At 71.2% G+C, this 13209-nt stretch carries 12 protein-coding genes and 2 pseudogenes; 11 read left to right on the top strand and 3 right to left on the bottom strand.

The window, feature by feature from the left end; translation table 11 throughout:
- Positions 1–125: 125 nt before the first annotated feature.
- Together GA0115240_RS13930 and GA0115240_RS13925 are read left to right on the top strand one after the other, a co-directional pair.
- Positions 126–590, top strand: a complete 465-nt coding sequence (locus GA0115240_RS13930) for an SRPBCC family protein (protein WP_093736991.1) — start codon at positions 126–128, stop codon at positions 588–590.
- 58 nt (positions 591–648) lie between these two features.
- Positions 649–2259 (top strand): phytoene desaturase family protein, encoded by a 1611-nt coding sequence (locus tag GA0115240_RS13925; protein WP_093736990.1) that lies wholly within the window; start codon positions 649–651, stop codon positions 2257–2259.
- Positions 2260–2302: 43 nt separating this feature from the next.
- Here GA0115240_RS13925 and GA0115240_RS13920 read toward each other — a convergent pair whose 3' ends face one another.
- Both GA0115240_RS13920 and GA0115240_RS13915 read right to left on the bottom strand, forming a co-directional pair.
- Positions 2303–3076: a PIG-L deacetylase family protein gene (locus GA0115240_RS13920; protein WP_093736989.1), complete on the bottom strand. Its 774-nt coding sequence runs from the start codon at positions 3074–3076 to the stop codon at positions 2303–2305.
- Between the two features lie 149 nt (positions 3077–3225).
- A complete protein-coding gene (locus tag GA0115240_RS13915; RefSeq protein WP_093736993.1) occupies positions 3226–3396 on the bottom strand; it encodes a hydrophobic protein in 171 nt (56 codons plus the stop codon).
- 263 nt (positions 3397–3659) lie between these two features.
- On the opposite strand from GA0115240_RS13915, the pseudogene GA0115240_RS13910 reads away from it, so the two are divergent.
- Together GA0115240_RS13910 and GA0115240_RS13905 are read left to right on the top strand one after the other, a co-directional pair.
- Positions 3660–4474 (top strand): annotated as a pseudogene (locus tag GA0115240_RS13910) (RNA polymerase sigma factor SigF).
- 233 nt (positions 4475–4707) lie between these two features.
- Entirely contained in the window at positions 4708–5238 is a 531-nt protein-coding gene (locus GA0115240_RS13905; protein ID WP_093736988.1) for a TerD family protein, read from the top strand.
- A 34-nt stretch (positions 5239–5272) separates the two neighbouring features.
- Here GA0115240_RS13905 and GA0115240_RS13900 read toward each other — a convergent pair whose 3' ends face one another.
- Positions 5273–6691, bottom strand: coding sequence for a DUF2252 domain-containing protein (locus GA0115240_RS13900; RefSeq protein ID WP_370673335.1), 1419 nt, complete (start codon positions 6689–6691; stop codon positions 5273–5275).
- Positions 6692–7078: 387 nt separating this feature from the next.
- Here GA0115240_RS13900 and GA0115240_RS13895 point away from each other — a divergent pair, with 387 nt between their 5' ends.
- The 7 genes and pseudogenes from GA0115240_RS13895 (at position 7079) to GA0115240_RS13865 (ending at position 13064) form a co-directional block, all read left to right on the top strand.
- Entirely contained in the window at positions 7079–8218 is a 1140-nt protein-coding gene (locus GA0115240_RS13895; protein ID WP_093736986.1) for an ATP-binding protein, read from the top strand.
- A gap of 20 nt (positions 8219–8238) precedes the next feature.
- Positions 8239–8613: pseudogene (locus tag GA0115240_RS13890) on the top strand (roadblock/LC7 domain-containing protein); the annotation flags it as partial.
- 5 nt (positions 8614–8618) lie between these two features.
- Complete coding sequence (locus tag GA0115240_RS13885) at positions 8619–8999, top strand: DUF742 domain-containing protein (protein ID WP_093736985.1); 381 nt, start codon at positions 8619–8621, stop codon at positions 8997–8999.
- Positions 8971–9564, top strand: a complete 594-nt coding sequence (locus tag GA0115240_RS13880; protein WP_176725069.1) for a GTP-binding protein — start codon at positions 8971–8973, stop codon at positions 9562–9564. Before GA0115240_RS13885 ends, GA0115240_RS13880 begins: the two co-directional genes overlap by 29 nt.
- 11 nt (positions 9565–9575) lie before the next feature.
- Positions 9576–10934 (top strand): cytochrome P450, encoded by a 1359-nt coding sequence (locus tag GA0115240_RS13875; protein ID WP_093736983.1) that lies wholly within the window; start codon positions 9576–9578, stop codon positions 10932–10934.
- A 218-nt stretch (positions 10935–11152) separates the two neighbouring features.
- Positions 11153–12286 carry a cytochrome P450 gene (locus GA0115240_RS13870; protein WP_093736982.1) on the top strand — a complete coding sequence of 378 codons (1134 nt, stop codon included), beginning with the start codon at positions 11153–11155 and terminating at the stop codon, positions 12284–12286.
- Positions 12287–12293: 7 nt separating this feature from the next.
- Positions 12294–13064, top strand: coding sequence for an enoyl-CoA hydratase/isomerase family protein (locus tag GA0115240_RS13865; RefSeq protein WP_093736981.1), 771 nt, complete (start codon positions 12294–12296; stop codon positions 13062–13064).
- Positions 13065–13209 lie beyond the last annotated feature (145 nt).

Raw genomic sequence — 13209 nt, 5'->3', positions numbered from 1 at the left:
CCGGCCGCGGCGCCCGGCCCCCCGTACCGGTCGGTCCGGCTGCCCGGCGGGCGGTGACGGGGATGTGTTCCTAGGCTGGGCGGACGAAGGGCCGGTGGCGGCGGATGTCTTCAGCGGGAGGACCGATGGCGGTACGGCAGCACTTGATCGAGCGCCCACCGCGGCAGGTGTGGGACGTGCTCGCCGACGCGGCGACGTTCAGCCGGTGGGTGGTCGGCGTCGCCGATTCGGAGCCCGGTGCGGGCGACTGGCCGCAGTTGGGCGCGGAACTCCTCTACAAGGTCGTCGTCGGCCCGTGGACGGGCACCGGCCGCACCGCCGTCCGCCGGGTGGAGCCCCCGCACCTGCTGGAGCTGGAGGCCGACAGCGGTCCGCTGGGCACCGCCAGGATCGCCGTCGAGGTACGCCCCTGGGGGCGGACCGAGAGCATCGTGGTCATCGACGAGCACCCCTTGCGCGGGTCGGCCGGCACGCTGCACAACCTGGCGGTCGACGGTTTCCTCCAGGTACGGCACCGCAGCATGCTCAGCCGGCTGGCGGCCGTGGTGGAGGAGTCCGGCGCGCCGGTGCCCGAGCCGTCGGCGTCCTGACCGGGCCCGGCCGCGTGGCCGGCGACCCCGAACCCCGTGCGGCGAACAGGAGCAGCTGATGCCGGATGCCGTGGTCGTCGGAGCCGGGCCGAACGGCCTGGTCGCCGCGAATGTGCTGGCCGACGCCGGCTGGAGCGTCGAGGTCCTGGAGGAGCAGCCCGAACCGGGCGGCGCGGTACGCAGCGACCGGGGCGTCGACCCGGCCTTCGTCAACGACCTGTTCAGCTCCTTCTATCCGCTGGCCGCCGCCTCCCCGGTGCTGGCGGCCCTGCGCCTGGAGGAGGACGGCCTGCGCTGGAGCCGGGCGCCCGCGGCGCTGGCCCATCCGCTGGCCGACGGCCGCTGCGCGCTGCTGGCCCGGGACGTGGCGGGGACCGCGGCGAATCTGGAGGCCTTCGCCCCGGGGGACGGCACCGCGTGGCGTGATCTGTGCGACCTGTGGGACCGGATCGGCGAGGACCTGCTGGGCTGCGTGTTCGCTCCCTTCCCGCCGGTCCGGGCCGGACTGCGGCTGGCCGCCCGGGTACGCGCGGCCGGCGCGCTGCGGCTGGCCCGCACCATGCTGCTGCCGGTACGGCGGCTGGGCGAGGAGCGGTTCGGCGGCGAGGGGGGCCGGCTGCTGCTGGCGGGCAACGCGCTGCACGCCGACCTGTCCCCGGAGTCGGCGATCAGCGGCGGTTTCGGCTGGCTGATGAGCATGCTCGCCCAGACCTACGGCTTCCCCGTCCCGGTGGGCGGGGCGTCGGCGCTGACCACCGCGCTGGTCCGGCGGCTGGAGCGGCGGGGCGGCGTCGTGCGGTGCGGTGAGCGCGTCACGGAGGTGGTGGTGCGCGGCGGGCGGGCGCTCGGGGTGCGGACGGCGGCGGGCGAGGCGGTCCGGGCGCGGCGGGCGGTGCTCGCGGATGTCTCGGCGCCCGCCCTGTTCACCCGGCTGGTGGGCGCCGAGCACCTGCCGGCCCGGCTGGTGGCCGATCTGAGCACGGGGTTCCAGTGGGATTTCTCCACCTTCAAGGTCGACTGGGCGCTGAACGGGCCGGTGCCGTGGACCGCGGCCCAGGCCGCCACCGCCGGCACGGTGCATCTGGCCGACAGCGTGGACGACCTGACCCTGTTCGCGGCGCAGATCGCCACCCACCATGTCCCCGAGCGGCCGTTCGCCCTCTTCGGCCAGATGACGACCGCCGACCCGACGCGTTCGCCGGCGGGCACCGAGTCGGCCTGGGCGTACACCCACGTACCGCAGGAGATCAAGGGCGACGCCGGCGGCGACGGTCTGACCGGGGCCTGGGACCGGCGCGAGCGGGAGGCGATGGCCGACCGGCTGGAGGCCCGGGTCGAGCGCTTCGCCCCCGGCTTCCGCGCTCTCGTCCGCGGCCGCCGCATCCTGGCGCCGCCCACCTTGCAGTCGCTGGACGCCAACCTCGAAGGCGGCGCGATCAACGGCGGCACCACGGCGCTGCACCAGCAGTTGGTCTTCCGGCCGGTGCCGGGGACGGGGCGGCCGGAGACTCCGGTGGCGGGTCTGTACCTGGCGTCCTCGGGCGCCCATCCGGGCGGCGGCGTCCACGGCGCTCCCGGCGCCAACGCCGCCCGGGCGGCGTTGCGCGGTCCGGCCGCCGGGCGGGTGATCAGCGCCGCCCAGCGGGCCCTGACCCGCCGCCCGGTGTAGCGCGGCGCGGAGGCCGCGGCGGGGTCGCGGAGCGGGCCGGTGCCTACGCGAAGACGACCTCGATGCGGCGCAGGTGGTGGGCGATCTCCCCCGGCAGCGGGCCCGCCGTGTCCTGCCGGGCCGGCCCGGGCGCCCCGATCCGGCCGGTGAGCCGTTCGACGGCGGCCTTCTTGCGTGCCAGCGCGGTGTCGGGAAGCCGGACGCGCAGCGCGGACGACCAGGGCACCCGGGGGTCGTCCGGCCGCGCCCAGTGCCACATCGACACCGGATACATCAGGCACCGGACCGACGCCGTACGGGTGGCGGCCAGCGCGGCGCGGCCGGCGGCCTCGTGGTCGCCGTCGACGTCGCCGATCCAGGGGGCCAGGCACAGCGCGGCGCCGCGCATCAGCGGGTCGAGGGCGGCGATGACCTCGTCCTCGCGGAAGGCGACCTCGCTGCCCGGTACCGCCAGCCGGACGATGTCGGCCGACCCGGCGCCCAGCTCCCGCAGCGACTCCCGCAGCCCGTCGGCCCGCCGGCGCCCGGCGGCTCCCCCGTCCTCCCGGTCTTCCCCGTCGGTGTGCGAGCGCTCGGCGTCGGTGACGCAGACCACGGTGATCGACACGCCGCGGGCCGCGAGCACCGCCAGGGTGCCGCCGGCGCCGAGCACCTCGTCGTCCGGGTGGGCCGCGACCGCCACGACCCGCCCGGAGGCGGGCAGTTCGAGGTCCGGCAGCTTGTCCCAGCCGTCCCAGGCCCGCCAGTGGCCCTCGTCGGTGCCCGGCGCCTGGAGCGGGTTGGCGTAGCCGGGCTGCGGTCGCGGTTGCTGCGTCACGGGGACTCCTTGCGTACGGTGATGCCGCCCGATTCGGCGAGGTGTTCGTTCTCACCTTCACCCGGGACGGTGGGGTACGCATCCGGGTGCCCGGCCGGCAGCGGCCTACGCGGGCGCCCGGCCGGGCGCCGCCGGCGTCGGTGGCGCCGCTACCAGCGGTACCAGCGGCCGCGGGCGCCGCCGGATCCCGGCGGGCGGACGACGAAGCCGACCAGCCAGAGCACCAGCACCACGACGGCGACCCACCACAGCAGGTTCAGGGCGAATCCGGCGCCGAACAGCAGCAGCGCGAGCAGGAGAACAACGAGCAATGGTCCCATGGTCATCAACCTCCGAGCGGTCGTTTTCCCGGGTTCCGGCGGGTCATTCCGGCCGGCGCGGGACGCGGTCCGGGCGGCGCGCGGCGGCAAGGAGCCGAAACAGCCGCGGGATTGAGGCGTGCTGCGGACGATCGGGGGTACGAGGCGCTGGGTAGACCCGCTATCTAAGGTGATGACGTGACGGTATCCACGCAGTCCGCAGGAACGTCCGTCGGGCCGGCCCAGGTCGGCTCCGCGCCCGCCGGGCGGCGCCGACCGGTGAACTGCCCTGGATCGAGGAGGCCGGCAAGGTCCTCCCCGAAGGGACGCCCGGGCGCTGTCGAAGCTGTTCTTCGACCGGCTGCAGGCCGTCGAGGAGGGCTCCGGCGAGTACAGCTACGCGCGGAACACGCTCATCGAGATGAACATGTCGCTGGTGCGCTTCAGCGCCCGCCGCTTCCGGGGCCGGGGTCCCGAGGAGATGGAGGACATCCTCCAGGTCGGCACGATCGGGCTGATCAAGGCCATCGACCGGTTCGACCTCAGCCGCGAGGTGGAGTTCACCACCTTCGCCGTCCCGTACATCGTGGGCGAGATGAAGCGGTTCTTCCGCGACACCACCTGGGCGGTGCACGTGCCCCGGCGGCTGCAGGAGCTGCGGGTGGAGCTGGCCAAGGCCCGCGACCACCTGGCCGCCGTACTGGACGCGCAGCCCACCGTGGCGGAACTGGCCGCCTACCTGGAGCTCAGCGAGGAAGAGGTCATCGACGGGCTGGTGGCCTCCAACGGCTACACCGCCGGCTCCATCGACCTGCCCACCGGCGAGGGCGAGGACGTCGGGTCCGACACCGGCCGGTCCTACGCCGACACCATCGGGGCCTGCGACCCGGCCATGGAACTGGTCGAGGACTTCCAGTCCCTGGCGCCGCTGCTGGGCCGGCTGGACGACCGCGAGCGCCTCATCCTGGAGATGCGTTTCGGCCAGGAGCTGACCCAGTCGCAGATCGGCGAGCGGCTCGGCTTCTCCCAGATGCACGTCTCCCGCATCCTGTCCCGCACGCTGGCCCGGCTCCGCGCCGGCCTGCTGAGCGACTTCTGAGGCCCGGGCGCCGGCCGGTACACCGGCCGGGGCGCCCCGCAGGCCCCTCGGACCGCGCACCGCGCCGGCGCGGGCGCGGCCGGCCACCGCGAACCTCTGCCCTGCGCCTGGCCGAAACGCACCCCCGGCGGCGCGGTCCGGCCGGAGCGCTGTGGACATGAGGCGTGCCGATGTGATTAATCGGTCTGGGGACCCTGGCGATCAGGGACGACAGGACGCGGGGGAGAAGTTCCGTGAACAGCTTCAACAAGGGGACCGGCAAGGTCGAGGTGCAGCTCAAGTGGGACCCCAGTCCCCTGGGCGCGCCCGACACCGATCTCGACATCATCGCCGCCACCTACCGGGCGAACGACCCGCACGGCGCGCCCGCGTACCTGGTGTACTTCGACAGCAGGTCGCCGGACGGCACCATCACTCTCAACCGGGACAGCCGGACCGGCAAGGGCCTGGGCATAGACGAGCAGATGACCCTGGAGCTGGAGCGGCTGAGCGAGGCCTACGGCAGGGTCGTGGTGGGCGTCGCGATCCAGCAGCACGCCGGACGGCAGGTGTTCGGCGACGTGCTGAACCCCGAGTTCCGGATCGTGGAGGGGTACGCGGAGCTGTCCGAGGGCGACTTCGCGGAGGTGGCGGGCTCCACGGCCGCGACCGTCGCCGAGTTCACCCGCGACGGATCGGGCGAGTGGGACTTCCGCGCGTATGTGCGCGGCTTCGACGCCGACCCGAACACCTTCGCCCGGACGATGGGCAGCGCGACGTCCTGACCGGGCGCGCGCCCGGCACGTGGGTACGGGCCGCTCAGGCCGCCTGGGCAGCCCGTACCCGCCCTTGCGCCACCGCGTCCACCAGGGCGCGGTGGTCGCGTTCGTTCTGGTCGGCGTAGGCCTCGGCGAAGCCCACCAGGGCCTGGTCGAACACCTCGCCTCGGCCCAGGTAGGCGGCGACGGCGATCCGGTCGCCGGACCTGGCGTGCGCGCGGGCGAGGGTGGCGCCGCAGAGCCGGCCGAAGGCCCGCATGCCCCGGGGCACCATCAGCGAGGGTTCGATGACGCCCTTCCAGTCCCGCAACTGCCGTACGTAGAAGTCCCGTTCCTGGCCGTCGATGCCCTGGGTACGCTGCTGGCCGAGGAAGATGTCGCTGGTGGCCTGCATCAGCCGCTGCCCGGCGACGACCCGCTCCCCTTCGGTGGCGTACGCGCTGGCGCCGGCGTGCGCGGCCAGCACCGACTCGTCGGCCTCCTTGGCCTGGAGGAACAGCGGGTCCTCGCCGTCGCGGCCGAGCAGCAGCACGATCCAGCAGCGGGTGCCGACGCTGCCCACGCCCACCACCTTGCGGGCCATGTCGACGACGGTGAACTGATCGAGCAGCGCCTGCCGGTCGGGGGGCAGGCTGCGGCGGTAGCCGCTGATCAGCCCGGTGATCGCCTCCTGCAGGAGCGTCCCCTCCACGCCCGGCAGCAGGTCGGCCAGTGGTGTGACCAGCGGGGGGTCGGGCGTCATCCGGCGCTCGCCGTCGACCAGCCGGGTGAGCTTGTCGAAGGCCTGCAGGCTGTCGCGGGTGCGCGCTTTGGCGATGGCGCCGGCGACCCGCTTGCGGCCGCCGCGGGTCAGCTCGCCGGACGCCAGGGCGTCCAGGTCGTCCGCGTCCTGCCGGGCGTACCAGACGTCGAGGGTGCGCATGCCGGCGAAGCGGCGGGTCTGCTCGCGGTAGGAGCGCACCGCGGCCTGGACCACCGCGGCCCGTTCCCGGTCGCTGAAGCCGTTCTCGCGCCCCGCGATGACCAGGCTGGCGGCGAGCCGCTTGACGTCCCACTCCCAGGGCCCGGGCAGCGTCTCGTCGAAGTCGTTGATGTCGAAGACCAGGTGCCGCTCGGGCGAGGCCAGCAGCCGGAAGTTCATCATGTGGGCGTCACCGCACAGTTGGGCGCGCAGACCCGAGACCGGGGTGCCGGCGAGATCGGCCGCCATGATCCCGGCCGCGCCGCGGTAGAAGCGGAACGGCGACTGGATCATCCGGGCGTACCGGATCGGCACCAGTTCCCGCACCCGGCCGGCCGACTGCCGCTCGATCAGGGCCACCGGATCGAACCGCCCCGGCGCCGGCTCGTACGCCGCGTGACCGGACCGCGGTGCCCGGGAGCGCGCCGCCCGGCCCCGGTCGGCCCGCTCCCGGGGGGAGAGCCACGGCTCACTGGTGCGTCCGCCCGACTGCGTCATCATCCGGGTGCCTCCTCGGTCCTTCTTCCATGGTGCTGGCCGACCGGACAATCCGCGCGTTTGGGGGGATGGCGCGCCATCGGCGCGGCCCGTTCCGCAACCGGGGCAACCATGCCGACGGCATATCCAGGGCAAAGAAGTCAATTCCGCGAATTAAAGATCGGAACCCCCCTGTATGGGACAGATGGACCGGAACAGACCCCTCAGCTCCGGTGGTAACATCGACGCGCCTGCTTCCTTGGTCCAAACGTGCTGTGTGCATAACCCCCGGTTCATCTCCGATTGCCATTCGGGGGTGCGTCCGGATTGCCGATAGGCTGGTGCACTGAATCTCCTCGTTCAGGGCGCGTGTCGACTGTCCGCAGGTTACCGCCAGGAAAGAGACCCATGACCCACCTTTTGCAGGATCCAGCATTTTGGTGTCTTATCGCGGCCGTGCTGATAGGCGCCGTGATAATTCGTAGAGGCAGGAGAGTCATTGCGGCGCAGCGCGCGGAATTAACTCAATGGGAGAACCGGCTGGCGAACCAGGCGGCGGACCACGCGAAGTCCGTCAGTGACGCGGAGACCGCCGCCGAGGAGCGGACGAAGACCGTGCTGAAATCCGCCACGCGGACGCTGCAGGGCCTCGCCGGCGAGCAGCAGGTCGTCATCGAGAACCTGCAGCGCAAATACGGCGGGCACCCGGTTCTGCACGAGCTGCTCGAAGTGAACCACGCGAATGCTCAGTTCGCGCGGCGCGCGCAGGCGATCGCGGTGATTTGCGGCGGCTTCCTGGGACGGCGCAAGGACGCGGCGAGCGTGTACGACGTCATTCGCAGCGCCCAGGGCCAGATCCGTAACTTCGACCGTGTGCACATCAGGTCGCAGAGTGCTTTCGGGATCGAGGCGAAGGCGATCAGCGGAATCTCGCTGGCCGTTGCCGAACTCCTGGCGAATGCCGCCAATTACTCACGTCCCGACACGGCGATCGAGGTGAACATACAGCCCGTGCACAACGGACTGTGCGTCATCATCGACGACTTCGGTGTGGGTATGAGCGACGAGCAGCGGCAGAAGGCCGGCCGGATGCTGTCCGGCGAATACATTCCGGCGATGTCCGAACTCGGCAATCCGCCGCAGTTCGGTTTTCCGGTCATCGCCGAACTCTCCCGCCGCTACGGGTTCAGTGTCGACGTCAGCAGCACCTCGCCCTACGGCGGCGTGCGCGCCGTGGTCCGGCTCCCGGAGGACCTCCTGACCGAGCAGAGCGTGGAGCCGGCCAAGGCCGCCCCGTCCGTGATCAGCCCGGTGGCAGCGGCCGCCCGCCCGGCGGAGGCCACCCCGCTCACCGCCAACGGTCTGCCCAAGCGGGCCGCCCGCCAGTCGCCCATGTCGATCGTCCGGGTGCCCGCGAGCACGGAGCACGAGGCGCCGTCCGAGGACGACAGCGCGGTGGCCGCAGCACGCATGGCCGCGCTCCAGCAGGGCACGCGTTCCGGTCGTCAGCCCACCGCCGCATACCGTGAGGGGTCCGATCCACAGTGACCACACAAGACCTGTCGTGGATGCTCGAGGACATCGTTTCCAATGTGTCCGGAGCGCGCCACGCGATTCTGCTGTCCGCCGACGGCCTGCGCCGTGGCGCGACCAGTGGCATGAGCGCCGACCTGGCCGACACGATCTCCGCCGCGATGAGCGGGATGCAGTCCCTCAGCCGCGCCACCGCCCGTTTCGCCGGACCCGAGGACAGCCCGAAGTGGCAGCAGACGGTCATTGAGTTCAAGCACGGCTGGATCTTCCTGATCGCAGCGGGCCAGGGGGCCTATCTCGCCGTTGCCGCCGCTCCCGACATCGACATGCAGGAGATCACCTTCCGCATGCACCAATTGGTTTCCAGGTTGGGCAAGGAACTCATGACGCCGCCGCGCGAGATGGCTGACAAACAATGACGGACGAACCGGATCCGGATCTGGATCTGACCGGTGAGTTAGTCAGACCCTATGTGATCACCAACGGGCGCGAACTGCCCTCCGACGAGAAGTTCTCGATGACCACTCTGGTCATGGCCACCGAGGACGCCCCGCAGAGCAGGGTGCTCGCGCCGGAGAGCCAGCACATCCTGGATCTGTGTTCCGGGGGTTTTCTCTCGGTCGTGGAGGTGGCGGGTCACACCGGCCTGCCGCTGGGTGTGGTCCGAATTCTGCTGGCCCAGTTGTCGGAGAGCAGCCTTATCAATACGCGTGCAGCGGTTCCCCTCGCCCAGCGTACCGACAGAAAACTTCTCGAGGATGTACTCAATGGCCTCAAGGACCGTTTCGGAGCGTGATGGCGTGTACGTAGGGTCACAGGTGCACACGCTGGTCAAGGTGCTCGTCGTCGGCCATTTCGGCGTCGGCAAGACGACCTACATCGGCAAGATCTCCGAGATCGAGCCGCTGCGCACCGAAGAAGTCATCACCCAGGCGAGTACGGGTATTGACGACCTTTCGGGCACGCCCGACAAGAAGACGACCACGGTCGCCATGGATTTCGGTCGGCTCACGCTGAGCGACAACCTGGTGCTCTATCTGTTCGGCACACCGGGGCAGGAGCGGTTCAAGGAGCTGTGGGAGGACCTCTCCATCGGCGCCCTGGGCGCCCTTGTCCTGGTCGACCCCAAACGGCTCGGCGAGTCCTTCCCGGTACTGGACCTGATCGAGCAGTACGCCTTGCCGTGTGCCGTCGGCGTGAATCACTTCGAGGGCACCACGCCTTATCCCATCGATGAGGTCCGAGAGGCTTTGAATCTTTCGGAGGAAACTCCCATCGTGCCCTGCGATGTGCGTGACCGGAATTCCGCGGTCCAAGCTCTGATCACGCTCGTGACCTATCTTCAGTCCCGCCTCGATTAGGAGTAGTCCGAATGCCTCAGCACGCCGGAGAACACGAGCCGCCGTCCGGTTGCCCCGTCGCCCATGACCGGACGGCGCTGTACGGTCCCGAGTTCGGCGCCGACCCGGATGCCCACTACGCCTATCTCCGGGGATTCGGGCCGACGGCCCCGGTCGAGATCGCTCCCGGCGTCCCGGTGGAACTGGTCACGAGCTACTCCACCGCTCTGCGGATCCTGCAGAACCCGAGCACCTTCGTGCGGGACTCGCGCCGCTGGCGCGATCTGAACGAGGGTCGGATACCGGCGGACAGCCCGGCGCTGCCCATGATGGCGTACCGGCCCAACGCCCTGTTCTCCGACGGCGCCGCCCACGCCCGGCTGCGCAACGCGGTGACGGACAGTCTGGCGACCGTGGACGAGCACCGTTTGACCCGGCTGGTGCAGCGGGTGGCCGAGTACCTGATCAGCCAGTTCAGCGGCCGGCGGATCGGCAACGCCGACCTGGTGGCGGATTACGCCCAGCAGTTGCCGCTGCTGGTCTACAGCGACCTGTTCGGCTGCCCGGCCGACATCGGCGACCGGATCATCCTCGGTATCTCCGGGATCTTCGAGGGCGCCGACGGCGCCAACGAGATCCTGGGCGGCGCCCTGATGGAGCTGATCGCCCTCAAGCGGCGCCAGCCCGGCGACGACGTGACGTCCCGGATGATGCAGCACCCGTCGAAGCTGACGGACGCCGAGATGGCCAACCAGCTGGTGACGCTGCTGTCCGGCGGCACCGCGCCCATGCAGTCCCTGATCGGCGTCGGCGCCGCCCTCATGCTCGGCGACGACCGGTACATGCAGACGCAGAGTTCGGCCGGCCTGCTGGTCGAGGACGCGGTCAGCGAAGTCCTGTGGAACTACGCCCCGATCGCCAACTACGCCGTGCACTACCCGGTGCACGACGTCGAGGTGGACGGGAAGGTGCTGCGGGCCGACGACCCGGTGGTGATCAGCTTCGCGGCGGCCAACACCGACCCCGCGATGGCCCAGGACCGCTCGCTGACCGGCGGCCGGGCCCACCTGGCCTTCGGCGCCGGGCCGCACGTGTGCCCGGCCAAGGACCCCGCCATGGTGATCGCGGTGACCGCCATCGAGACCCTGCTCAACCGGCTGCCGGACATCGAGCTGCGGATCGACCTCAAGGACCTCAGCTGGGTGCCGGCGCCCTGGAGCCGCTCGCTCATCACTCTCCCGGTGCGCTTCACGCCGAAGGCGCAGTCCGCCCAGCAGCCGCTCGCCGCGGCATCGGGGACGGGCTCGGCGGCGAGAGCGGCGACCCCCGCCCCGCCGGCCAAGAACACCCGCTGGAGCAAGTTCCTCGGCTGGCTCAATGGAGGTGTGTGACGCATACAACTGCTCCCTGATCGGCACCACTGTGTGAGCGTTCAACCAGATGGGTAGGGACGACCAGCCCATCTACTTGATCCCGAGAAGGAGTCTCCGTCGTGGAGCCCGCGATAACTCCGCACATCGACCGGCGTTCAGTGGTATCGATTTTCTCCCGGCTTCGGACATCGAAAGGGCAGACGAATCCCTCCCTGCTTTACGGAGAACTCCGGTCGATGGGCGGTATCGTCCCGGCTCCATGGGGAGGGTATCTCGTCACGTCGTTCGACCTGTGCGACCGTATTCTGCGCAGCAAGGAGTGGGGCGAGCCCGATACGCAGTGGCGCGCGCGCCAGGGGGCGGCGACGCGCTGGAGCGCACCGTCGTCCCAGGAGATGAGCAGGACGCTCGCGGGGCTCAACCCACCCGATCACACCCGGGTACGCCGCTCCGTGGGCAATATGTTCGACCGCGCCGCGCTGCAGACGCTCCGCGCGTCCGTCACCGATATCACCGGCAATCTGGTCGACCGGCTCGGCTCGCACCTGCGGGACGGGGAGGCCGATTTCCATTCGCTGGTCAGCGAGGAACTCCCGGTGCTCGTCATCGGCCGCTGGCTGGGACTGCCGAGTGCCGACTATCCGTATCTGCGGGATTTGACCCACGACCAGGTATTCGCGCAGGAACTGCTCCCCTCGGCCAGTCAGCTCGCTTCTTCGGACGCCGCGACGGAACAGCTCCGGGCGTATTTCATCGCCCTGGTGCGGGAACGGCGCGCGCGTCCGGGCAGCGATCCGGTGTCCGGCTGGATCCGGGTCTGGGACGCATTGGAGGCCGACCGCGACGCGGCGGACGAGGCCGTGTACTTCCTGGCCCTGTTCGTGCTGCTGGCGGCCCTGGAGACGACCTCGACCCTGCTGTCCACCATGATGTGGCTGCTGCTGAAGCACCCGCGGCAGTGGGATTGGCTGCGCGCCCACCCGGAGCATGTGCCGGGCGCGGTGGAGGAGGTGCTGCGCTACGACTCCCCCACCCATGTGATCAGCCGGGTGGCGCGGGCCGACGGCTCGCTGGCCGGCTACGACGTACGCGCGGACGAGATGGTGCACCTCATGGTGGGGGCGGCCAACCAGGATCCGGCCAAGCACCTCGACGCCCACCTGTTCGACGTCCGCCGCAGGGCCAGCCACCTCAGTTTCAGCGGCGGCATCCACTACTGCCTGGGCGCGCCGCTGGCCCGGATGGAGGCCCAGGTGCTGCTGCACGGGCTCCTGAGCCGCCTGCCCCACCTGTCCCTGGCCCGCGAGCCCGTCTGGGCGCCCCGCGTGGCCTTCCGCCGCCTGATGACCCTGCCGATGGCCCGAGCATGAGGTACCTGTGACCACCGACATCACGGAACTCCCGCACAAGGAACTGCGGGTGACCCGTACCGGTCCCGTGCTGCACGCGGAGCTGGACAGCCCCGGCACCGGCAACGCCCTGACCGCCACCACCCTCGACGAACTGCTCGCCCTGCTCGACTCGGTGCGCGACAGCCCCGACATCCGGGTGCTGGTGCTGTCCGGGGCCGGGGCGGACTTCTGCGTGGGCGCCGACCGGGCCGACCTGGCGGCCTCGCTGCAGGCCGACCCGCACGGGGGCGAGCTGCGCGCGCACGCCGACAAGGCGCGGCGGGTGTGCGAGGCGCTGGAGAACAGCCACGCGGTCACCATCGCCCGGCTGCAGGGCAAGGTGATCGGCGCCGGGCTCGGGCTGGCCCTGTTCTGCGACCTGCGGGCCGCGGCGGACACCTGCCGCTTCCGGCTGCCGGAACTGGCCCTCGGCCTGCCCCCGGCCTGGGGCGGCATGCTGCCCCGGCTGCTGGCCGAGGCGGGGGCCGCCAAGGTCCGCGAGCTGATCATGACCGGCGACACCTTCGACGCGGCCGCCGCGGCGGCCCTGTCGATCGTCCACCGGGTGGTGCCCGCCGCGGATCTGGACAGCACCGTCGACGCCTGGGTACGGCCCCTGGTCCGCCGCCCGCCCGAGGCCCTGGTGCTCGCCAAGCTCATGCTCAACGCCTACGGCAAGGCCGGCCGCTTCATGGACGGCACCCTGCTCGACGCCCACCTGTTCTCGACCGCGCTGGCGGCCCGCCGGGACCGCTGACGGCCCGGCCCGGGGCGATCGGGCGAAGACCGGTCCGCTCGGCCATGCGGGTGACAGCCAACAGGGGTAGTTTCCCTCCATGGCCTGGAAACGAACTCTCAACCAATCTCTGACGAAGCTCACCGGGTACGAGGTGCGCCGTCAC

Origin of the sequence: Streptomyces sp. DvalAA-14 (assembly GCF_900091855.1) — a bacterium.
Classification (GTDB): domain Bacteria; phylum Actinomycetota; class Actinomycetes; order Streptomycetales; family Streptomycetaceae; genus Actinacidiphila.
Note: the sequence above shows the minus strand (reverse complement) of the source record. Positions and strands in the feature narration are given on the sequence as shown.